The 20,405-nt window shown below is 58.5% G+C and carries 23 protein-coding genes; 8 read left to right on the top strand and 15 right to left on the bottom strand.

From position 1 onward, the window contains the following. Nucleotides 1–34: 34 nt before the first annotated feature. From AC1ECN_RS19465 to AC1ECN_RS19490, 6 genes are read right to left on the bottom strand one after another with little or no spacing between them, the layout of a single operon-like run. Nucleotides 35–388, bottom strand: coding sequence for a cupin domain-containing protein (locus AC1ECN_RS19465; protein WP_024323572.1), 354 nt, complete (start codon nt 386–388; stop codon nt 35–37). Between the two features lie 22 nt (nt 389–410). Beyond that, complete coding sequence (locus AC1ECN_RS19470; RefSeq protein ID WP_024323573.1) at nt 411–1,091, bottom strand: ABC transporter permease subunit; 681 nt, start codon at nt 1,089–1,091, stop codon at nt 411–413. A 1-nt stretch (nt 1,092) separates the two neighbouring features. Continuing rightward, nucleotides 1,093–1,806 (bottom strand): ABC transporter permease subunit, encoded by a 714-nt coding sequence (locus AC1ECN_RS19475; protein WP_130673823.1) that lies wholly within the window; start codon nt 1,804–1,806, stop codon nt 1,093–1,095. Nucleotides 1,807–1,864: 58 nt separating this feature from the next. Next, entirely contained in the window at nt 1,865–2,683 is an 819-nt protein-coding gene (locus tag AC1ECN_RS19480) for a transporter substrate-binding domain-containing protein (RefSeq protein ID WP_018068417.1), read from the bottom strand. Between the two features lie 41 nt (nt 2,684–2,724). Then, entirely contained in the window at nt 2,725–3,501 is a 777-nt protein-coding gene (locus AC1ECN_RS19485; RefSeq protein ID WP_024323575.1) for an amino acid ABC transporter ATP-binding protein, read from the bottom strand. A 32-nt stretch (nt 3,502–3,533) separates the two neighbouring features. Next, a complete protein-coding gene (locus tag AC1ECN_RS19490; protein ID WP_024323576.1) occupies nt 3,534–4,934 on the bottom strand; it encodes an aspartate aminotransferase family protein in 1,401 nt (466 codons plus the stop codon). A 239-nt stretch (nt 4,935–5,173) separates the two neighbouring features. On the opposite strand from AC1ECN_RS19490, the gene AC1ECN_RS19495 reads away from it, so the two are divergent. From AC1ECN_RS19495 to AC1ECN_RS19505, 3 genes are all read left to right on the top strand, one after another. Further along, on the top strand, nt 5,174–5,650 hold the full coding sequence (locus AC1ECN_RS19495; protein ID WP_018068414.1) for an Lrp/AsnC family transcriptional regulator: 477 nt from the start codon (nt 5,174–5,176) through the stop codon (nt 5,648–5,650). A 268-nt stretch (nt 5,651–5,918) separates the two neighbouring features. Continuing rightward, nucleotides 5,919–6,980 (top strand): homoserine dehydrogenase, encoded by a 1,062-nt coding sequence (locus AC1ECN_RS19500; RefSeq protein WP_163861809.1) that lies wholly within the window; start codon nt 5,919–5,921, stop codon nt 6,978–6,980. Then, complete coding sequence (locus AC1ECN_RS19505; RefSeq protein WP_477953855.1) at nt 6,980–8,395, top strand: aldehyde dehydrogenase family protein; 1,416 nt, start codon at nt 6,980–6,982, stop codon at nt 8,393–8,395. Before AC1ECN_RS19500 ends, AC1ECN_RS19505 begins: the two co-directional genes overlap by 1 nt. A gap of 286 nt (nt 8,396–8,681) precedes the next feature. On the opposite strand, the gene AC1ECN_RS19510 is transcribed toward AC1ECN_RS19505, so the two are convergent. The 5 genes from AC1ECN_RS19510 to argE all read right to left on the bottom strand — a co-directional run bounded on the left by AC1ECN_RS19510 (nt 8,682) and on the right by argE (nt 12,536). After that, entirely contained in the window at nt 8,682–9,125 is a 444-nt protein-coding gene (locus AC1ECN_RS19510; protein WP_020397314.1) for an Lrp/AsnC family transcriptional regulator, read from the bottom strand. A gap of 14 nt (nt 9,126–9,139) precedes the next feature. Continuing rightward, nucleotides 9,140–9,928 carry a phosphotransferase gene (locus tag AC1ECN_RS19515; RefSeq protein WP_018068410.1) on the bottom strand — a complete coding sequence of 263 codons (789 nt, stop codon included), beginning with the start codon at nt 9,926–9,928 and terminating at the stop codon, nt 9,140–9,142. 168 nt (nt 9,929–10,096) lie between these two features. Further along, nucleotides 10,097–10,450: a cupin domain-containing protein gene (locus AC1ECN_RS19520; RefSeq protein ID WP_018068409.1), complete on the bottom strand. Its 354-nt coding sequence runs from the start codon at nt 10,448–10,450 to the stop codon at nt 10,097–10,099. 28 nt (nt 10,451–10,478) lie between these two features. Then, a complete protein-coding gene (locus tag AC1ECN_RS19525; protein ID WP_018068408.1) occupies nt 10,479–11,402 on the bottom strand; it encodes a 2-hydroxyacid dehydrogenase in 924 nt (307 codons plus the stop codon). Between the two features lie 9 nt (nt 11,403–11,411). Further along, the gene (gene argE / locus AC1ECN_RS19530) at nt 11,412–12,536 is read right to left on the bottom strand and encodes an acetylornithine deacetylase (RefSeq protein ID WP_130673826.1); all 1,125 of its coding nucleotides are present in this window, start codon (nt 12,534–12,536) and stop codon (nt 11,412–11,414) included. A 203-nt stretch (nt 12,537–12,739) separates the two neighbouring features. Between argE and AC1ECN_RS19535 the strand changes: the two genes are divergently transcribed. Beyond that, nucleotides 12,740–13,669, top strand: a complete 930-nt coding sequence (locus AC1ECN_RS19535) for a LysR family transcriptional regulator (RefSeq protein WP_018068406.1) — start codon at nt 12,740–12,742, stop codon at nt 13,667–13,669. Here the strand turns inward: AC1ECN_RS19535 and AC1ECN_RS19540 are convergent. Continuing rightward, nucleotides 13,663–15,090, bottom strand: a complete 1,428-nt coding sequence (locus AC1ECN_RS19540; RefSeq protein ID WP_477953865.1) for an aldehyde dehydrogenase family protein — start codon at nt 15,088–15,090, stop codon at nt 13,663–13,665. The genes AC1ECN_RS19535 and AC1ECN_RS19540 overlap by 7 nt on opposite strands. A gap of 373 nt (nt 15,091–15,463) precedes the next feature. Here AC1ECN_RS19540 and AC1ECN_RS19545 point away from each other — a divergent pair, with 373 nt between their 5' ends. The 3 genes from AC1ECN_RS19545 (at nt 15,464) to AC1ECN_RS19555 (ending at nt 17,925) form a co-directional block, all read left to right on the top strand. Continuing rightward, complete coding sequence (locus tag AC1ECN_RS19545) at nt 15,464–16,744, top strand: DUF3422 domain-containing protein (protein WP_130673827.1); 1,281 nt, start codon at nt 15,464–15,466, stop codon at nt 16,742–16,744. 286 nt (nt 16,745–17,030) lie between these two features. Next, nucleotides 17,031–17,528: a recombinase zinc ribbon domain-containing protein gene (locus AC1ECN_RS19550; protein WP_130673828.1), complete on the top strand. Its 498-nt coding sequence runs from the start codon at nt 17,031–17,033 to the stop codon at nt 17,526–17,528. Continuing rightward, the gene (locus tag AC1ECN_RS19555) at nt 17,473–17,925 is read left to right on the top strand and encodes a hypothetical protein (protein WP_130673829.1); all 453 of its coding nucleotides are present in this window, start codon (nt 17,473–17,475) and stop codon (nt 17,923–17,925) included. The genes AC1ECN_RS19550 and AC1ECN_RS19555 overlap by 56 nt, the downstream gene beginning before the upstream one ends. Nucleotides 17,926–18,163: 238 nt before the next feature. Here the strand turns inward: AC1ECN_RS19555 and AC1ECN_RS19560 are convergent, their stop codons facing one another. Further along, a complete protein-coding gene (locus tag AC1ECN_RS19560; RefSeq protein ID WP_003548476.1) occupies nt 18,164–18,346 on the bottom strand; it encodes a hypothetical protein in 183 nt (60 codons plus the stop codon). A 69-nt stretch (nt 18,347–18,415) separates the two neighbouring features. Between AC1ECN_RS19560 and AC1ECN_RS19565 the strand changes: the two genes are divergently transcribed. Beyond that, nucleotides 18,416–19,057, top strand: a complete 642-nt coding sequence (locus tag AC1ECN_RS19565; protein ID WP_477953867.1) for an alpha/beta hydrolase family protein — start codon at nt 18,416–18,418, stop codon at nt 19,055–19,057. Between the two features lie 40 nt (nt 19,058–19,097). Here AC1ECN_RS19565 and AC1ECN_RS19570 read toward each other — a convergent pair whose 3' ends face one another. After that, complete coding sequence (locus AC1ECN_RS19570; protein ID WP_130673831.1) at nt 19,098–19,769, bottom strand: RES family NAD+ phosphorylase; 672 nt, start codon at nt 19,767–19,769, stop codon at nt 19,098–19,100. Then, on the bottom strand, nt 19,766–20,287 hold the full coding sequence (locus AC1ECN_RS19575; protein WP_130673832.1) for an MbcA/ParS/Xre antitoxin family protein: 522 nt from the start codon (nt 20,285–20,287) through the stop codon (nt 19,766–19,768). Before AC1ECN_RS19575 ends, AC1ECN_RS19570 begins: the two co-directional genes overlap by 4 nt. Between the last annotated feature and the right edge of the window lie 118 nt (nt 20,288–20,405).

Here is a 20,405-nt window from a genome sequence, read left to right on the forward strand (position 1 = left end):
AGGTTCCGGAAAGATGACTTGACTTGGTGATGCCTTAGTCTCGGGAGACCCAGAGCTTGCGCGTCGTTTCGATGACCCGCCAGGTTCCAACGAAACCCGGATGCATGGCGAAAGCGTCGCCGGCCACGATGCGCCGCGGCTCACAGCCGTCCTCAATCAGGTCGGAAACACCCGAAAGAATGACGCAAAATTCGAAGGTTTCGCCCTTGATCGAGCGGTATGCGCCGGGTGTTGCTTCCCATACGCCGGAGCGAACAGCACCATCAGTTGTCTGTGCGATGTCCCAGCTCAGGAACTGCGGGTTACCCTCGACAAGTCTGTCAGGCGCTGGCTGACCCTTGCGCGGTTCAGGAAGATTGTTCTGATCGACGAAGGTGAGATTGGACATGCTATTTCCTTTTTGAAGGTGATTATCGGACGAGCAACAAGCGTCGTTCGAGAAGTTTCAATGCGGTTAGAGCAACGACGTTCATAGCGAGATAGAGGGCAGCGGTGATGATGAAGATGTCCATGATCGCGAAGGTCTCGCTCATCAATCTCTTGGCATATCCAGTGACTTCCAGGACAGTGATCGTCGATGCGAGGCTCGATTCCTTGACGATAATGGCCGCCTCGCTGCTGTAGGCAGGCAAAGCCTGGCGCAATGCCAACGGAAATTTCACTCGTGTGAAGACATGCCAGGGGGACATGCCGCAAGCTTCGGCCGCCTCGATAAGCCCCTTGGGAAGAGAGAGGAAACCCGTGCGGAAAATTTCACCGGTGTAGGCGCCGGTATTCAGCACGACGGCGAGGATCGCCGCATGCAATCCATCACCAATCATCCACCACAGCACCGGGTTGTGACGGATGAAGCTTACCTGCGCCAGTCCGTAGTAAATGACGAATATCTGAACCAACATCGGCGTCCCGCGGAAGATCGCGCAGTAGGTGTCGCAGCTGTTGCGTAACATCCTGTTCTTCGAGCCGCGGCCAAGACCGACAGCGATACCAAACGGGAATCCGAAGCCAATTCCGAAAAGGGCGATCAGCAATGTCGTCTTGGCGCCGACAAGCAAAAAGGGCACGGCATATTTGACAATCTCGAGATCCATGTCATCGCCCTCCGAAGCCGCGATTCAGCGCACGCTCCGCCCTTGAGAACAGGCTTTGGCTGACCGCTGTCATACCGAAGAACAACGCCGCGGCGATGCAATAAAAGAGGAGAGGAGAGCGCGTGATCCCTGCCGCGATCGCCGCCGTTCTCATCAGTTCCTGCAGCCCGACAACCGAGATCAGGGACGTGTCCTTGATCGTCATCTGCCAGACGTTGTTGATCCCTCCGAGCGCCAGACGCAAAGCCAGGGGAAACGTGATGCGGAAAAATGTGACCGTGCCTGGCAAGGCAAGCGACCGCGCGGCTTCAAGCAGACCATGCGGCACCGCCTGAAGTGCACCGCGGATCACCTCGATGGAATAGGCACACGAGATTGCGGCTATGGCGATCACGCCGATGATATACGGGTAGGCATTGTCAACCGAGTCCTGATAGCCGAAAGCGCTCGTGACGGTTTTGACCCAGTCGACGGACCCGAAAAACAGCAGGTAGATGACGAGCAGCCCCGGAACACCACGAACGACGATGCTATAAGCATCGACCAATTGCGAAACCACGGCGACTTTCTGCCAGCGCAAGACAGCCAATGGGGTGGCAATAACGAAACCCAAAGACATTCCGAGAAGACCGATCGCGATCGTGATGGCACTTCCCCGCAGCAGAGCAAGGGCCCAGCCTCGCTCCACCATCAATATCCAGAAATCAGCTAGCATGGACACCATCCCAATGACCTGCCTTGGACCAAGCCAAGACAGGTCTCCTCGTCAAAGATCACTTCTTGCAGGGAATGGTATAGTCGTCCTGGAACCAATGCATCGAGGCTTCTTTCACTTTGCCATCATTGATCATCTTGCAAAGCGCGGCGTCTACCTTCGCCTGTAGTTCCGTGTTGCCCTTGCGCATCCCAACGCCCATCCCGTGTCCAAGAACGTCCGGGTCATCCATGGCCATGATCTTCACGTCGATCTTGGTGAAGTTTGCGCCATCGGTCGTTGGAAAAAAATCCATCCAGGTCGGCGAATCTCCGAAAGCGACGTCGATACGGCCGCTTGCAAGGTCGGCGGTTTGCTGAGTGACAGCGTCGTATGTCTTCAGATCAACGCTTGGCATCCGCTTTTCAATGAATTTGGCGTAGGTCGTGCCGGTGACGACGCCGACGCTTTTGCCTTCAATAGCCTTTTCAATTTCCGCCAGGCTCTTAAGACCGGCGAGCGGAGAATCCTTCGCAACGACGAAATAGAGCGGGGTTGTCGCATAGGGGATGGAATAGTCGATCTTTTTCTGGCGCTCGGCGGTAATCCCGAGGCCGGATATAATGACGTCGAACCGATCGGTGTCCATGGACGGGACAAGCGAACTGAACGTCTGCACAACGAACTCACACTTTAACTTGAGCTCGGCGCAGATACCATTGGCGATGTCCGCGTCAAAACCGGTGACGTTTCCGTTTGGATCAGCCATGCTGAATTTCGGCGCATCGCCCTCCGTGCCGATGCGCAGGACCCCGTCCTTAGCCGAAGCGGCCGTGGCCAGAGCGGAGACGAGCAGGCTCGTTGCCAACGCCGACTTGATGATTTTGCTGATGATCATGTCTGTTACCCTTTTATCGTTGTTGTTGTGGCCTGATGCCTCTAGGCGCAGGCCGGCATGACGCCTGACAGGAACCGCTTGACCCCTTCTGTCGCGGGATTTCGAAGCAGTTCTGTCGGCGTGTCGTCCTGCTCAAGGCGGCCCTCTTGCAGGAATATCATCCGGTTCGATACGTCGCGCGCGAACCGCATTTCGTGTGTGACGAGGAGGATCGTGGCACCCTCTTCGGCCAGTGTTCTGATAACCTTCAGCACTTCCCCGACGAGTTCCGGGTCGAGGGCGGAGGTTGGCTCATCGCACAACATCAATTTCGGTCGCATCGCCAGCACTCGTGCAAAAGCGACCCGTTGCTGCTGCCCACCAGATAACTGATGTGGGTAGCGCTCTGCGAAATTTGCCATGCCAACCTTCGACAAGGCGGACAACGCAACCTCTTCGGCCTCTTTTTTGCTCAAGCCCAGCACATAGACCAGGGCCTCTGTCACGTTGCCGAGGACATTACGGTGGGGCCAGAGGTTGAAGTTCTGAAACACCATGCCGATCCGCTGGCGAAACGCTCTCATATAGGATGCGTTGACGATCTCGCTGTCGCCACCCTTTCTGCGATTGACAGAGATCGCCTGACCCATGAACTCGATCTGCCCGGAGGTCGGCGTCTCCAGGAAGTTGATGCAGCGAAGGGCGGTGCTTTTTCCACACCCAGATGATCCGATCAGGGAAATGACCTCACCTTCGCACATGCGGAAGCTGATGCCATCCAACACCTTCGTGGATCCGAACGTCTTGGTGAGTTCGTGGACCTTCAGGACCTCGCTCATGCGTGAAAATTTTCCAGCCAATTGGTCATCTACTATCCCGCCACTGCGCCTTGAGCGTCCAATTCCTTCATCACCTCGTCGACCGCGGCTTTCGCGATCGCGACCATTTCATCGATTTCGGCTTCCGTCATGACCAACGGCGGAGCAAAGCCCAAGATGTCCCCGTGTGGCATCGCCCGGGCGATCAGGTTGCGATTGCGAGCCGCTTGGGAAATGCGCGCTCCGACTTTGAGACCCGGATCGAACGAGGACTTGGCGCCGCGGTCGGAGACGAACTCGATGGCCGCAAGCATGCCGACACCACGGACTTCGCCGACGATCGGATTCTGCTCGAACTCTGCCCTCAGCCGCTGCAAAAGATAAGCGCCTTTGGTCGCGGACTGGCCCGCCAGGTTCTCCCGCTCAACGATATCAAGGACTGCGTTTGCGGCCGCTGCGCCGATCGGATGGCCGGAATATGTATAGCCGTGTGAGAAGGACCCTACCCGAGGCGTCGCTTCCTCCATGACCTCATAGACCTTCTGCGAAATGATCGCGGCCGACAGCGGCACATAGGCAGACGTCAAGCCCTTGGCGACGGTGACTAGATCGGGCTCGATGCCATAAAGATCCGAACCGAACATGGCGCCGGTGCGGCCAAACCCGCAGACCACCTCGTCGGCAATCAGCAGCACGTCGTATTTCTTCAGCACAGCCTGGATTTTCGTCCAGTATCCCGCCGGCGGCGGTATAATGCCCCCCGTCCCAAGGACCGGCTCCGCTATGAAGGCGCCGATGGTGTCCGGCCCCTCGGCGAGAATAAGCGCTTCCAGCTCTTCGGCGCGGCGCTGTGAAAAGGTTTCTTCGGTCTCGCCAGGCATCGCACCACGATAGAAATGCGGGACGCCGGTGCGCAGAATTCCCGAAACCGGCAGATCCATGTGATCGTGGTAGAAGCTCAGGCCCGTCATGGAGCCGGAAACCACTGAACACCCATGATAGCCACGCTCGCGCGAGATGATCTTCTTCTTCTGCGGTTTTCCGCGAAGATTGTTGTAATACCAGACGATTTTTGCCTGCGTCTCATTCGCATCCGAACCTGACAGCCCGTAGAAGACCTTCGACATGTTGCCGGGTGACATTCGCACCAGTCGGTCGGAAAGACGTGCGAGCTCCTCCGTCGTGTGCGCGGCGTAGGAATGATAATAGGCAAGCTTGTAGGCCTGACGGGCGATCGCCTCGGCAACTTCGGTGCGGCCGTAGCCGACATTGACGCAATAGAGGCCCGCAAACCCGTCGAGATATTCCCGGCCGGACGCGTCCCGGATACGAACGCCTTTTCCAGTCTCGACGATGGTAGGTTCAGTCTCGCCCGCCGCGTAATCCTTGAGGTAGGTGAACGGGTGCAGAACTGTCCTACGGTCCATGTCTGCTAATTCAGCGATATTGGTCATCGTTATTTCCTCATGCGGCCGTCAAGACAAACGCACCGTATTTCCTGTGGTCAGGAGCAAGATCGCCGCCCCGAGTATGTCGCACTGTCATCCTCCGCTTGAACTTTTTTCGTCGCCTCACTCCCTTGCAAAATGAAGCGTAAGGCCATTCGAACGCCGCATTTCCCGATAAATATTGATCTCACGAAGAAATCCTGCTTTTTGGGGCGGCAAAACGATGAAATTATGCGGATTTTCCCATGCAGCTTGACCGCCTTGATGCTCGCCTGCTCAGCATTGTGCAAAATCACAACAAGCACAGCAGCGAAGAACTCGGCGCGATGGTTGGTCTATCGGCCACTGCGGTGCAGCGCCGCCTCAAGCGGCTGCGTGAGGCGGGTGTGATCGAGGCCGACGTGTCGATTGTGAAACACAAATTCGTCGGGCGGCCCATCGCGATGCTTGTGCTGGTGACGCTCGAGCGCGAAAGAGCAGACATTGTTGACCGCTTCAAGCAATCGATACGGCAGATGCCGGAAGTCATGAACGGCTATTATGTAACGGGAGACGCGGACTTCGTCCTGATTGTCACTGCTCAAAGCATGGAGGACTATGAGGTCTTTACCCGCAAGTTCTTCTATGAAAATCCCGATATCAAAGGTTTCAAGACAATGGTTGTCATGGACCGGGTCAAGACGGGCTTTTCAGTTCCGATCGACTTTGATCAGTTCTCCTGATGTTTTTTGACTCCCACGGAAATCGGCCCCAGACGCGTCACTCGGGCTGAAACACAGCTGCCATTTTGACGGATTGCGCCTGAAGCCAAATCGGCTTTCCTCGGCTGGACCATCTTATCCGTTCGAGTTCTCACGCGGAATGGGACGGCACGGCAAGACGGCGGCTGAATGAGCAAAATGCACGGCAGATTGGTCTGTTTGCGCCGTTCCGACTGAGCGATCCGCATCCGATGATATGCGCACACATCGCTTCACCGGAGGGTACCACGTGAAAATCTACAACATTGCTCTAATCGGATTTGGTGGCGTCAACCGCGCGTTGGCCGAACTCATCGCGACGAAGAACACTCTGTGGGAACGGGATCTCGGTTTCCGCCTGAACATCGTTGCTGTCAGCGATCTTTATCTCGGTTCCGTAATTTCGCCGAACGGCCTTGACGCCAAGACACTCGTTGACGCGAATTTCGCAAAGGGCGGTTTTGGCCGGCTTTCTGGGGGTAGCGCGGAAGCCGACAACGAGATGATCATCAAGACAGCGCCTGTCGACATCGTCGTGGAAGCAACATTTACAAACCCCAAGGACGGCGAGCCGGCTGTTTCGCACTGCCGCTGGGCCCTTAAGTCTGGCAAACATGTCGTCACCACCAACAAGGGGCCAGTCGCAATCGCCGCTCAGGAGCTAAAGGCTCTTGCGAAGGCAAACAACGTTCATTTCGAATATGAAGGCTCCGTCATGAGCGGCACCCCCGTCATCCGCATGGCGGAGAAGACCCTCGCGGGCGCGGAGATGAAAGGGTTTGAAGGAATTCTGAATGGTACGTCAAACTTCGTCCTCGGCCGCATGGAGAACGGTCTCGACTTTGCCAGCGCCGTCGCGGAAGCGCAGGCACTCGGTTTTGCCGAAGCCGATCCGACAGCCGACGTCGAAGGTTTCGACGTCCGCCTCAAGGTGGTGATCCTCGCAAACGAGCTGCTGGGAGCAAACCTCAAGCCGGAGGAAATCTCCTGCGAAGGCATTTCCAAGCTTTCTCCTTCCGACATCGAAGCGGCGGCAAAGGTCAACAGCCGTTGGAAGTTGATCGGATCGGCCGTTCGCAATGCCGACGGGACGATAACCGGCAGCGTTGCTCCGAAACAGCTGCCGCGCGAGCATCCGCTCGCCGGTGTCAACGGCGCTACCAACGCAGTCTCGCTGAACACCGAACTGCTGGGCTCTGTCACTGTCACGGGTCCAGGCGCCGGCCGGACCGAGACCGCCTATGCGCTGCTGTCCGACATTGTCGCCATCCATAATGCCCGGTCTGGCAGCCTTGGGAAGGAGGCTGCGTGATGGCAAGCTTCGCCCTGTGCAAAAAGACATCTCCAGCAGAGATCTTGGTCAGCAATCCATTCGATGGCAGCTTGGTCGGTGTGGTCTCCGAGACTAGTGCGAGCGCGGTAAACCTGCTGCTTGAGCGCGCCAATCGTGGCGCGCAGATCGCCCGATTGCTTCCCCGCCACCAGCGCTCCGCAATTCTCGATAAGGCTGCAGCGACCGTTGAAGCCCGCAAGGAGGAATTTGCGCTCCTGATCGTGCGGGAGGCCGGGAAGACAATCACCCAGGCGCGCAAGGAGGTGACACGCTGTGTCAACACTTTGAAGCTCTCGGCGGAAGAGGCCAAGCGAAACGCCGGCGAAGTCATTCCCTTTGACGCCTATGGCGGATCGGAATCCCGTCAAGGCTGGTATACCCGAGAGCCACTGGGCATCATCACGGCGATCACGCCTTATAATGATCCGCTTAATCTCGTGGCCCACAAGCTCGGCCCCGCCATCGCCGGCGGCAATGCAATACTCCTGAAGCCTTCCGAGCTTACCCCTCTCTCGGCCATCAAGCTGGCGGACGTGTTGATCGAAAGCGGTCTGCCGGGACAAGTCCTCACGGTCGCTGTCGGCGGCGCCGACTTGGGCAAGGCGCTCGTTTCGGCAAATGAGGTTCGAATGATCTCCTTCACAGGCGGCTTTGCAACCGGCGAGGCCATCGCAAAATCCGCCGGTATCAAGAAACTCGCGATGGATCTCGGTGGAAATGCACCAGTTATCGTGATGGAAAACAGCGATGTTGACGCCGCTGTTGAAGATTGTGTGTCAGGCGCCTTCTGGGCGGCGGGTCAGAACTGTATCGGCACTCAGAGGATTCTAGTCCAGCGCCCGATCTATGAGCGGTTCAAGGCCGCGTTCGTGACTCAGACCCTCGAGCTGAGAACCGGCGACCCGATGGAAGCTGACACTGACATGGGTCCGATGATCACCGAAAAGGCGGTCGACCGCGCCGCTTCCATGGTCGAGCGTGCGATCGCTGCCGGCGCGGCGCTGCTTTGCGGCCACAAGCCCTCCGGTACACTCTATCCTCCGACCATCCTCGAGAATGTGCCGGCGACGTGCGACGTGTTGAATGAGGAAGTCTTCGCACCGGTTGTCATCCTGCAGCCGTTCGACGAATTGGATGAGGCAATACAACTGGCAAACAACCCGGAATATAGCCTGCATGCGGGGATCTTTACCAACGATCTCGCCGATGCCCTCGATGCCGCCAAGAGGATCGATGCCGGGGGTATAATGATCAATCAGTCATCCGACTACCGATTCGACGCGATGCCCTTTGGAGGTTTCAAATACGGCAGCATGGGGCGCGAAGGCGTGCGCTTCGCTTACGAAGACATGACCCAACCGAAAGTCATCTGCATCACTCGGTTGCAGCGCTGACCGGCCAGCCAATCTAAGACCATCGTTGCCTCCGAAAATTAAGATGTTCCAATGATCTGTCACCGTGCTTGTCACCCCTCCGCCAATGGTAAAGTCGCTGAGGCTGCGTTTTGCAGCCTCATCGACTGGCAAATCGCCGAGGACACGTCAGGGTTTGCCCTGCGGAACCACGGGAATGCCCAATGCATAGCCATGAAGAATACAAGCGCGTCCGTGGAAGTGGCGATCGAGACTGCAAATGGTCGCGTGGACGGCATAGGCGTGCATCGACCGATACTCGCCGCTCCTATTTTCGGATCACGGAGGAGAGTGCAAAAGAAGTCAGTGTGTCGCGCACACCGGGCATCTCGGCTATTAGGTGCCAAATTTGCGTTATGCGGTCTGCCTTGGAAGACTCTACCCTGACAAGGAGATCGAAATCGCCGGTCATCACATCGCAAGCGACCACTTCCGGGATTTTCCGAAGCGCCTGAATAACATCCCCGCCCCTCATGCGATCATGGCGATAGACGAAGACGAGCGCGGTCGTCACGTTTCGGCTAGTTGCTCCATCGCCGGTGATGATCGTATATCCCTTGATGAAGCCTTCTCGTTCAAGTCGCTCTATCCGTACCCGCACGGCGTTGCGCGAAAGATTTACCTTCGCCGACAACTCGGCATGCGAGGTTCGAGCGTTGGCCTTCAATGCGGCCACTATCTGTTCGTCGGTCCGATCAAGAGAATTTTTCATGGCGTTGGAGCCGATCAATTACCTAGAATGTCCGAAGTTGCCGAACGATATGCTAACACGGCCATTTCCGGTAGGAAGCTTCTTTCCTTCTGGCTGGCAAACCGTCTAGCTGTGGACGCCATGATGAAGCCTGGTAAGGCTTCCTTTTCGGGGCCGCTCAGTTGTCGAACCTCTTCATAACCCTGAAGCAGCGCACGTGCCCGATCCTTGTTCAGTTCTCCGCCGGGTTCCGCCACCCAGCCGACCAGCACATCTGCAATCTCCGATACGAACGCATCGTCGTGGCGAAGCCTGAAGTTAATGATCCCGCTCACGTCATTTCCAACGAAAAAGACATTCGCCTGGGCCAACGCGCCGTGAACTGTCCCGGTTGGAAGGGCTGGCGAAAGAGGCTTTGTCTTCCGTTCAAAAACAGAATGGATTTGAGCCATCGTGCGGCCCAGGCTTCGGCACTTTGCCGGGCCTGCAAGGGTGGACGAGGAGCCCTGTACAAAGCTGACGGTAGCAACCAATCGGTCTGCAGCCCGACACGTGGCATGGCCTTGGAGCGTGCGCAGCGGCCTAGGGCACGGCACGCGATTTTGAAAGAGCGCCTCCATGGTCTCGAAGGCTCTTTCCAGATCCAGAGGCTGGACTCCATTTTCGAAAAGCGTCACAATGAACTCGCCTTCCTGGGCGCGAAACAGGTAGGTCGTATCGGTGTCGCCATCAGCGATGCCGATCACAGACGAGAGCGACGTAAAACCATAGGCTGCGATGATCGATTGGCGATCGCCGTCAGAAAGCTCGGTAAAAACAGCCATTTTCGCTCCCTTATGACGGCCGATGATTTAGCGCTCGAACGAACTCCCACGGGCCGCGAGAACTCCCGCATTGTTGCGAGCGATTGCCTGGCAAAACGCGCGGCGGAAAATATTCTGTTCCGCCGCGGCGCAGACGATTGCTCGTCGTCTCCCACCGACGCCCAGCAGTTACATGACCGTCACGTAGATCTTACGGACGGTTTCCACGGTACGCCATGTGCCGACGAAACCGGGCTTCATCACGAAACTGTCACCCGCTTTGTAGGTAACCGGTTCTCCGCCAACCGGCGTGATTTCCACGACCCCCTGAAGGATGTGGCAAAACTCGAAGGTCTCGCCCTTGACGGAATGCGTCAGTCCCGGAGTTGCCTCCCAGACGCCGGTGTGGATCATTTCGCCTCTCGCTACGTCCTGGGCCCAGGACTTGAACGACGGATCGCCGGAAATAAGACGCTCCGGCCCGGGCTTGGATTCACGCGGAGCTTCTGTGCTGTTCGGTACGATGGTCTTGAGGAGGGACATGTTTTCTCCTTGCTCTCCTGGTTGCAGCTCAATAACCGCGGTCGCGATCGACGAGCCCGATCAGGTCGAGGCCGTCGCGATGGCGCTTGATGTTGTCGATGACGGCGCGGGCCGCCGTTTCTGGTTGCGTAACGCTTGCGATATGCGGCGTCAGAATAATCTTTGGATGTCGCCAGAAACCATGTTCGGGAGGCAAGGGCTCAGGTTCGGTGACGTCGATGACCGCGCTMGACAGATGCCCCGCGTCGAGAGCCGCAATGAGCGCGTCGTGATCGAGTTGGGCGCCGCGCCCCACGTGGATGAGCGCCGCGCCGGTTGGAAGCGTCTCTAAGAGCGCGGCGTCGAGCAGTCCTTGCGTCTCTTGCGTCAGCGGCAGGAGACAGATCAGGATGTCTGTACGCGCCAGAAACGGGGTGAGGCCGTCCGGACCGTGATAGCAGTCAACATCCTCCACCTGTCGCTCCGAGCGGCTCCAGGCGGCAAGCGGAAAGCCGAAGGGTTTCAGTCGCTCGACGACGGCCTGGGCGAGCAGGCCGAGGCCAAGGATACCGATCCGCTGCTGGGCGGCTGGGCGCGCGGGAAGGGGAAGCCAGGTGGCGTCGGCCTGTTGGCCAATATAGGCCTTCAGCTTTCGGTGAATAGCGAGCACCGCGAGCGTCACATATTCTTGCATCATCCGGACGATGCCGTCCTCGACCATGCGGACGAGCATGACGTTCGGGGGGAGCGTTTGCGGCTTGAACTGGTCAACGCCGGCGCCGATCGAGAAGACGACCTCCAGGTTCTTGAAGCGATGAAGATCGGGCGGCGCCGTCCAGGTCAGGATGTAGCGGATGTCGTCTGGATTGCGTTCCGAGATATCCATGGCGAAAGGCAGATCGGGCAGATCGCGCGCAAAAGCATCCGCGAAGACGCGACCTCTTTCTCGATCCGAATTGAACCAGAAAACCATGATTCTCTCTCAGTCTCGCAGGGTTTCGGCAAGCCGCAAGATCATTTCCTCGCAGGCAATAAGTTCGTCGAGGCGGATGAATTCGTCGGCGCGATGGGCGCTGGCGATGTCCCCCGGCCCGCAGATGATCGCGTCGATGCCAGCGGCTTGATAGAGCCCTGCTTCCGTGCCGTAGCTGACGGCCGCCAAGGTCGACGCTCCGGTTAATCCCTCCATCAGCCGGGCGAGCGGCGCGTCGGCATCAAGCGAGAGTGCGGGGTAGGTGCTGCTGGTCTCCCACGTGGTGCGGAAACCGTCTTTCTCCAACGCCTCGGCAACTGCCTTGATAGGTTCCAGCAGAACCGTTGGCGACACGCCAGGCACGGCGCGGGCTTCCAATTCCAGAGCGCAGAGATCAGGGATGATGTTGACGCTGCGGCCGCCCACGATCGTGCCGATTTGCAGGGTGGAATACGGGGGTTCGAAAGTCTGGTCGTAAGGACCGTTCCGCAGAGTTTCGATGGTCTTCATAGCCGCGGTCATCACCGCAGTCATGGCATGAATGGCGTTGAGGCCCCTGTCGGGACGCGACGAATGGCCGGTCGTGCCATGGATCTCGACGCGGGCGGCCGCCTTTCCCTTGTGACCTCGGATCGCCACCATACTGCTCGGCTCGCCGATAATTGCGCCCAAGGGCGGGGCGCATAGGTTCCCGATCTGCCGTAGCATGTGCGGCACGCCACGGCAGCCGGCTTCCTCATCATAGGAAAAGGCGAAGTGGATCGGACGGCTCAATGGCATCCTCGTCATTGCCGGAAGTCCTGCAAGGGCGGCGGCAAGAAAGCCCTTCATGTCGCACGCCCCCCTGCCGAAGAGCCGATCGCCCTCTGCCCGCAGGCGAAAGGGATCCGACGTCCAGGTCGGTTCGGACGCAGGAACCACATCCATATGCCCGGAAAGGATGTAACCGGGCTTGTCTTTCGGGCCGATGGTGGCAAAAAGATTTGCTCGATCTCCTTCCGGTCCCAGCAAGACAGTCACGGTAGCGCCATGACTTTCGAGATAGCCCTTGACCCATGCCACGATGTCGCCGTTCGGAGTCCCGACGACGGATGGAAAGCTGACCAGCTGCCCGAGGATATCTTTAGCATTCATTGCAGGCTCTCCACCATGACTACGCCCCCAGGGGCGGTTGAGCTCTAGCAGGGCAATTTTCCGCTCCCCAAGACTGTTCGTCGCGGCCAAACGGGGGCCGGACTAAATTCATGAATCCGATCTCCAATTCGAAATTCACCTTGTCGCCAAACCCTAAAGATGGCAATTAATGAGTAGTGAAGGTTCCCTTAAGGCATGAATTAATGCTTACGTCCGATGATCTCGCCTTCTTCTCGGTCCTTACTGCCTCGAAATCTCTCGCGGAAAGCGCGAGAAAGCTGAACGTGACGCCTCCCGCGGTCACCCAGCGCCTGCGCGCGCTCGAAGAGAAAGTCGGGGTAAGGCTGATTGACCGGTCCGGACGCCACCTGCGCCTTACCGAAGAGGGCTCATTGGTCGCTTCTCACAGCATCATCGTCAGCGATGCAATAGATTCGCTTGCCGAAGCCTTGGCTGATCGCGAGGGTGCGGTTCGCGGGCACCTCAGGGTCGCAGCGCCCCACGGATTTGGAAGGATCTACGTGGCCCCGGTCGTGGAGGCGTTTGCTCGAGAGCATCGTAGTGCCACCGCCACCTTGCAACTGTCCGACCATCCCACGGCGCTGGTCGTTGATAGTTATGAGGTCGTTGTTCACATCGGGGCATCAGCGCATCTGGATCAGGTCGTGACGACACTGGCGCCGAACCGTCGGATTCTTTGCGCAAGTCCAGAATACCTGGCTTCGGCTGAGCCCATTTCTACGCCTGCCGATCTGGCGCGACATCGCTGCCTCGTCGTTCGCGAGAACGAGGAGGACGTAACGCTCTGGCGGTTCAAGGGATCACGGCAGGAAAGTGCGACAGTGCGCGTTAATCCCGCTATGTCGAGCAACGATGGTGCCGTCATTCGGGATTGGGCGTTGGCGGGTCAGGGCATTATGATGCGCTCTGAATGGGCCGTTGCAGAAGACCTCGCCGAGGGACGGTTGAGGCAGGTACTTCCCAACTGGATGCTGCCGTCGGCTGATATCGTCGCCATCCTCGGATCGCGGCACGGGCGAAGTGCGCGGACTGCCGCTTTCCTGACGATGCTTCGTCGGTCGCTGAAACCATTGCCCTGGCGAGCCGACCTCGCGGAGACGCCTAATCAATAACCGAGGATGGACTTCGTCTCAAGATACTCTTCGAGCCCGTATACGCCATACTCGCGGCCGTTACCTGATCGCTTGTACCCACCGAAGGCGGCCGCTCCGTCCCAAGCGGGATAGTTGATATGAACCTGGCCGGCACGGATGCGCAGGGCGACCCGGCGTGCCCGCTCCGGATCTGAAGACTGGACATGAGCACCCAATCCATAGAYGGTGTCGTTGGCAATGGCGATTGCCTCTTCCTCGTCCTTGTAGGGCATAATCGAAAGTACGGGACCGAAGATCTCCTCGCGAGCAATACGCATGTCGGACGTCACCTCGGAAAAGATCGTTGGCTGCGTGAAAAAGCCCCGCGCGATGCCGGCCGGCCGGCCCAGACCGCCATACAGCAGCTTGGCGCCATCGTCGATRCCGGCTTGGATCATCGTTTGTACCCGCTCGAACTGGGGAAGATTGGCGATGGGACCCATGTCCGTCGCGGGATCAAGCGGAGCGCCGACTCGGATCGCACGCGCAGTGGCGCTTGCCAATTCCTCCACTTCGGCCAGCCGATGTGCGGGTACCAGCATACGCGTCGGGGCGCTGCACGACTGGCCGACATTGCGCATTCCGGCGAGCACGCCCTTGGATACCGCCTCGCTGAAGTCGGCATCATCGAGCAAAATGTTCGGCGACTTGCCGCCGAGTTCCTGAACCACTCGCTTCACCGTCGGTGCGGCCGCCTGCGCGACGAGTACCCCCGCGCGGGTGGAACCTGTGATCGAGATCATGTCGACCTCGGGATGGCTGGCAAGCGCTGCGCCAACGATCTCGCCAGTTCCGTTGACCAAATTGAATACGCCAGCCGAAATGCCGGTATCGTGCATCAACTGGGCGAAGAGCAAAGCGCTATAAGGTGACAGTTCACTCGGCTTGAGGACAACGGTACAGCCTGCCGCAATCGCGGGAGCGACTTTGGCGGTGATCTGGTAAAGTGGCCAGTTCCAGGGGGTGATCAGCGCACAAACCCCGATTGCCTCCTTGGCGGTCGCGGTACGCCCATCAATCGTCACAAACCGGTATTTCTCAAGAGTTTCCATCTGGACACGGATGTGCTCGGAAGCAAAAGGAACCTGGGAAGCCCGCGCAAAGCTGATCGCCGCCCCCATTTCCATTGCGAGCGCCTCCGCGAACGTCTCCGCTCTTTCGTTCAGGAGAGAATGCATCCTGCCGAGCAGACCGAGCCGTTCAGCCACAGTTGTTTGAGAGAAGGCTGGGAACGCGTTGCGCGCTGCGGCAACCGCGAGATCGACGTGATTAGCACCGCCCGCAGCAATATGCCCGACAACACATTCCGACGCGGGATTCACAACAGGCAGACGGTTTACGTCCCCGGATTCCTGCCATTTTCCACCGATGTAAAACTGATCCTCGCGTTCGGTCAGCATAACTTCACCTCGCGTCACAATGTTGCGGCCATTTTGAGCTGCCTGAGCAAGATGCCTGGAAAGACTACAAGATGACAATTCATGTCGTGTGAATGGTTGCTTAAGACGCGTCTTAACGAGAAAACGCGTCGTCGGACCTGACACAGGTGGTATCGGCCTTACCTCCCGTATGTCCGTTCAAAGCTCGGAGGTGGGCATGGCGGCACGCTCGGCGTCAACCGACCGAGTGTTGAGTCACAAATCGACCGCAAGCGCTCGAACCTCGACGAGGATCGGCAAATTCTTTGCACCCCGGCGGGGCTTTTCAAGTTGATTGCATTCGCTTCATATAGGTTCGCCGGTTCGTGTGCTTTTGGGAATGGGGAAGACAGACATGATTTCAAAGGGCGCAGACGAAGCATTCTTTCCGACGGTGTCTGCATCCGCACCACAGATCTCTAGTCCAGCTGCCTTTGAACAGGGGGCCGCAGACTTCAACTCGGAGCTTCACGCTCGACCGTCGATTTATTTTACCGGTCCGGCGATCGTCGAGCACGTTGCTTTCATGCCGTTGGATGGTGTGATCAAGGAGTTCCACGATAGTCTCGAAGCCGACGGTGGAATTTCAGTCAGAGTTGAACGGCACACTGAGTTCGTGACGGTCACGCGGGTCCGAAAATTGGCCAGCGAGCCCCAGGGTTGGCCGGAAACTGATCTTTGTGAAGGTGATTTTGCGAGGCTAGCAGGGTTGAGCTCTCCTCTGCTCGTTTGCCACGTGAGTATCCTTGTCCTCGAAAACCCTCCTGACCAGCTGGGAACGGTTCTAAAATCGCTCGACTTCGGCGATACCGCCGCGTCATCAATCGGCGGCGGGGCGGCACAGATTTGCTCCGATTTTCGCGTTCGAGAGGACAATTCAAGCAGAATCATCCTGTTCAACAAGGACCTGAATGCACATCGGCTTGGGCGCATGGTACGGCGGATCTTTGAGATCGAAACCTATAGGTCAATGGCGCTGCTCGGATTGCCGGAGGCGCGTCGTCTTGCGCCGCTTCTGGGCGGATATGACGCGGAACTCGTTCGGCTCACCAATCGAAACTTGAGTACGCCTGCACATCAGCACAAGCAATTGCTCGAGGAAATCACTGTTCTCTCGTCGCATATCATTTCAGCCACCGCGGAGACCAGAAACAGGTTTGGCGCAACCGCTGCCTACGCCAAAATCGTTGAAGAGAGGATCGCCCTTTTACGGGAAACCCATGTCCCCGGCTTTCAACGTTTCGGCACCTTCGTGGAGCGTCGGTTCAAGCCTGCGGTGCGTACCTGCGAAGCAACCGCGTTGAGACTTGAACACCTGTCAAGGGCTGCGATGCACCTGCTCGACCTGCTACAAACCCGAATCCAGGTCGAGATTGAGTTTCAGAACGCTACACAGATCCAGGCGATGGCTGATCGGGCCGCGACGCAGGTCAAGATCCAGCGCGCGGTCGAAGGCTTTTCGATGATCGCAATTAGCTATTACCTGCTGAGCTTGCTGAAATTTATATATGAGTCAGCCGACCACGCAGGATTCCATTTCGATCCGGTGATCATGCTTGTCGCTGTTCCGGTGGTGGTGGGATCTGTTGTGATCACCATCCTGCGCGTCAAGCATGCCCTTAAAGCAGAGAGCTAGATGTAGCGCAGCCCGACCCGGGGACACTCGATCAATCAACGCAGCTCTTCTGTATCTCCAGCAAGCGCTTCGGCGGGGCGATAGTTTTCCTACCGCCTCCGCCGCGTTGTGCTGCTGCATCAAGCTGCACAATCCCCGAAGTCTGTTCGTGAAAGTTTCATTTGATGAAGCTTGCTCTTGAGGAGATACGAACCGCGCGCGCGACGCCGAGATCGGTGACCTCTATCAAAGCGCCAAGACGAACCGGCTTAACGCGACCCAGCGCCCGGAATATCTCCTGAGCCGCATGCTGGAATGCGCCGAATGCGGCGGTCCCTATGCGATCTCCGGCAAGGACCGCTATAGCTGCACCAACCGCAAGAAGCGCTTGCCGATCGAGGCGCTCGACGGCGCCTGCTGCTCCAACAGTAAGACAATCACTCGTCACGAGCTCGAAGAGCGGGTCCTGAACTGCATTCCGGTGGCGTTCTACTCGATGGAGATTTTCGATCGCATTTCGCAGAGGATGATTACGCATGAGGTCAACCTCCTGAAGCAGTCGCCTTCCCAACGGGATGAGCTGACGGCCGCGCTGAAGGCAACCACCCAACGCCAGAACAGCATCATCCAGCAGATCAGCGATCGAGCTGCGGAAGGCCGCCCTCGCCTCGCCGCGCTCGACGATCAATTGGACGAACTGGAAGCGACGCGAGAAGCTGGCGGCGGAGCTGAATGCACTGGCAGAGCCGGTGGAGGATTTTCAGGAGAAGATCGCCAAGCTCAAGGCGCAGTTCAATCCCACTAATATGGAGATCATCATCCGCAAGCTCATCTTCCTCGCCCGCCACAATGCCGATGAACAAGCCAAGCAGCGGCTGATGCCCATCGTGCGCGATTTGATCCAGACCGTCGTGATCGGCAAGACGCCGGGCCATCAGCCGGCATCCCTGCAGGTCCACGGATCAATCGCCAACATCATGGCATCCATGGAGGCGATTGACGTGCTCGAGCACCAGTTTCTGGCTGCCGCCCAGAACGACCTGATGGCGAAGATTGCCTCCGGCGAGATCGACACGGAAGCCAAAAAACAAAAGCTCCTCGACGCTTACGCGGAGGAGCTCAAGAGCAAATACCCGGAGTGGGCAAATTTGCAAGTTTCAGTGGTTGCGGGGGCAGGATTTGAACCTGCAGCCTGGTTATGAGGCGCCCGCCACTTCCGGCCGGAACGTTCAGAACGCGCCAGAATGGGCACGAGGGCTGTAGAGCAAAAAGGGCGCTCGACCCTTGCGGGGAGCGCCCTTATCCTGTCGGACAACGAACAGTTCGACGACGTCGATACCGCGCGCATCCATTTTTCAGGCAGGACGGGTATATGGACCCTTTCTGCCGGGGTTTCAAGAGGCGGTTCCGCGGTTTTGCACGACAATCGACCGTCGTCGATCAGGAGGCGACCCCCGTGATCGGATTGACCACAGGTCGTTCGCTTTTGTCTCTGACCCCAGCCGGCTGCACCACCGGCGGCGCCATCGATTCCGCGTCCGCGGGCTCCGGCTTTTCAGGAACGGCGCCGACATCCTTGGGGCGCCGCTGCTCGGGCTTTACGTTTTGATCATTCGTCGACATTGTCAGTCTCCTTTCGAGGAAAAGTCACGGCCGTCGACATGGTTCCGACGATGGGATGGAGGATTACCGATGCTTGACCGGTTTCTGCTGCAGGGGCCCCAGGATGCGCGCTTCACTATCCTTCTGGCGCATGGCGCCGGCGCGCCGATGGATTCGGCATCGATGACAGCAGCGGCAAATGCACTCGCCGGCGTCGGCTTCCGCGTCGCCCGTTTCGAATTCGCCTACATGGCTGCCCGCCGCACCTTAGAAGGCCGCGAGCCGCCGCCGCGGGCCGAAACGCTCAATCCCGAATACGAGGCAGCCATTGACGAGCTCGGCGCCAGCGGCCCGCTTATCATCGGCGGCAAGTCGATGGGCAGCAGGGTCGCCAGCATGATCGCCGACGATCTTCATCGTCGGGGAAAGATCGCAGGCCTGCTCTGCCTCGGCTATCCATTTCATCCACCCGGCCAGCCGGAGAAGCTGCGCACTGGCCATCTTAAAGGGCTGACGACGCCGGCGCTGATCTGCAAGGGAACACGCGACGAATTCGGCACGCGGGACGAGGTGCGGGGCTATGATCTCTCCGACAGGATCGAGATCCTCTGGCTGGAGGACGGCGACCACGACCTCAAGCCGCGCAAGACCATCTCCGGTTTCTCCAGTGCCGATCACCTCGCCACGATGGCGAAGGCGGTGAAGGCATGGGCCGAACGTTTGCCGGTTTGAGCATCACCCGTACCCCCGGCGCCGTCCGCGGCGGCCCCCATCAGGCTGGAAGCTTTCTCACATCGATGCGCCGGTCGGTGGCCGAAACGGTGATTTCGAAGTGGTCGGCCTGGACGACGCCCTGAATATTGCGCGGGCGGTGGGCGACGATGGCCACTCCGCTTCTCAGCCGGACACTGTCATAGAGAATACCGGCGCCGCCGCTCGAGCGCACCTCTTCCCCCAGCACCTGCGACGCCGCATAGCTGGTGCCGTCATAGACATCGGGCCGCAAGATCTGCTCTCCGCGAATGTCGAGGTAATCACCAATCAGATTGGCCGCATAGCTTCGATAGGTGCGCGCCATCGTCGCGACCCCGCGCGCGTAAGCTTCGCGCCTGAGATGATGGCCAACCTCCGCGGCGGCCGTCTTGAGATCGTCGGCGGCATACCAGGCACCGAGATCCGGCCCATTGAAGCGCATTCCGCCCGGCGCGACATGCAGGAACGCCGCCATCACGATACTGGAGTTGGGTGTGCCATACACCCACTCGGCTTCGGGAAGCCGTTGGATGCGGTCGGCGACCAGACGGTCGTTGGTCCAACCGACGAGTTCCATCACGGCTTCGAGATCGGCCGCCCTCGTCACCGTCTCAAAAAGCCCGATTGGCGGAAATTGCGACGGGATCAGCCGGTAGGACGGACGTGGCGCCTTGGCGAAACGGTCCCTCACCGGAAGACGATGTCCGCATCTTCGTAAGGTGTGAACGCTTCGTCGAGCATATTCGGCTGCATATAGAGACCACCTCGTGCGCCATCGAGAAACCGGCGGACGGTCATTAGCCCGTCCTGGGTCCCATTCGTCACGATATCAAGCGGCGGATGCCCGCTGAAAACGAGCGCCTGATGCGGCGTGCGTAGCCAGGCGACGCCAGCGCGTTCATCGGAAAACAGCACGCCGAGAGCCTGATGGATACCAAGCAGGGCCGAGATGCGGGTCAACGTATCGACATCGAGCGTGAAGGCGCCGTGCTCGCGCGCTTGCTTGGCCCAGTTGTGATAGGTCGACCTAGAGGGATAGCCAAGCACGAGCAGACGCTGCTCTTCCGTCAATCCCCAGAGATCGGCGATCGCCAGGAAGGTTCGCAAGGCCGGGGCGCTGAGCTTCCTGCGATTTGCCGGAGCAAATCGCTCCACATCCAGCCGCTGTAGCCCCTGCCCTTCTCGGTGCTCCCGTCGTGCATGCTGCATGAAAGCCTCCTGTCTTGAACTAGATATAGTCCATATATGGACAAGCATCAAGGAATTTAAAGAGTTGGTCTTTTCGACGATCGGTCGATTGCCGTTTTGGGCGTCACCATAATCCAGG

It is taken from the genome of Rhizobium sp. 01N447_2, from assembly GCF_056399245.1.

Bases quoted from the DNA above. Each gene is read 5' to 3' on its own strand.
- AC1ECN_RS19545 (WP_130673827.1), top strand. From the start codon at position 15,464: ATGATTTCAAAGGGCGCAGACGAAGCATTCTTTCCGACGGTGTCTGCA.
- AC1ECN_RS19495 (WP_018068414.1), top strand. From the start codon at position 5,174: ATGCAGCTTGACCGCCTTGATGCTCGCCTGCTCAGCATTGTGCAAAAT.
- AC1ECN_RS19565 (WP_477953867.1), top strand. From the start codon at position 18,416: ATGCTTGACCGGTTTCTGCTGCAGGGGCCCCAGGATGCGCGCTTCACT.
- AC1ECN_RS19510 (WP_020397314.1), bottom strand. From the start codon at position 9,125: ATGAAAAATTCTCTTGATCGGACCGACGAACAGATAGTGGCCGCATTG.
- AC1ECN_RS19475 (WP_130673823.1), bottom strand. From the start codon at position 1,806: ATGCTAGCTGATTTCTGGATATTGATGGTGGAGCGAGGCTGGGCCCTT.
- AC1ECN_RS19480 (WP_018068417.1), bottom strand. From the start codon at position 2,683: ATGATCATCAGCAAAATCATCAAGTCGGCGTTGGCAACGAGCCTGCTC.
- AC1ECN_RS19535 (WP_018068406.1), top strand. From the start codon at position 12,740: ATGCTTACGTCCGATGATCTCGCCTTCTTCTCGGTCCTTACTGCCTCG.
- AC1ECN_RS19485 (WP_024323575.1), bottom strand. From the start codon at position 3,501: ATGAGCGAGGTCCTGAAGGTCCACGAACTCACCAAGACGTTCGGATCC.
- AC1ECN_RS19470 (WP_024323573.1), bottom strand. From the start codon at position 1,091: ATGGATCTCGAGATTGTCAAATATGCCGTGCCCTTTTTGCTTGTCGGC.
- AC1ECN_RS19490 (WP_024323576.1), bottom strand. From the start codon at position 4,934: ATGACCAATATCGCTGAATTAGCAGACATGGACCGTAGGACAGTTCTG.
- AC1ECN_RS19505 (WP_477953855.1), top strand. From the start codon at position 6,980: ATGGCAAGCTTCGCCCTGTGCAAAAAGACATCTCCAGCAGAGATCTTG.
- AC1ECN_RS19560 (WP_003548476.1), bottom strand. From the start codon at position 18,346: ATGTCGACGAATGATCAAAACGTAAAGCCCGAGCAGCGGCGCCCCAAG.
- AC1ECN_RS19515 (WP_018068410.1), bottom strand. From the start codon at position 9,928: ATGGCTGTTTTTACCGAGCTTTCTGACGGCGATCGCCAATCGATCATC.
- AC1ECN_RS19520 (WP_018068409.1), bottom strand. From the start codon at position 10,450: ATGTCCCTCCTCAAGACCATCGTACCGAACAGCACAGAAGCTCCGCGT.
- AC1ECN_RS19550 (WP_130673828.1), top strand. From the start codon at position 17,031: ATGCTGGAATGCGCCGAATGCGGCGGTCCCTATGCGATCTCCGGCAAG.
- argE (WP_130673826.1), bottom strand. From the start codon at position 12,536: ATGAATGCTAAAGATATCCTCGGGCAGCTGGTCAGCTTTCCATCCGTC.
- AC1ECN_RS19575 (WP_130673832.1), bottom strand. From the start codon at position 20,287: ATGCAGCATGCACGACGGGAGCACCGAGAAGGGCAGGGGCTACAGCGG.
- AC1ECN_RS19465 (WP_024323572.1), bottom strand. From the start codon at position 388: ATGTCCAATCTCACCTTCGTCGATCAGAACAATCTTCCTGAACCGCGC.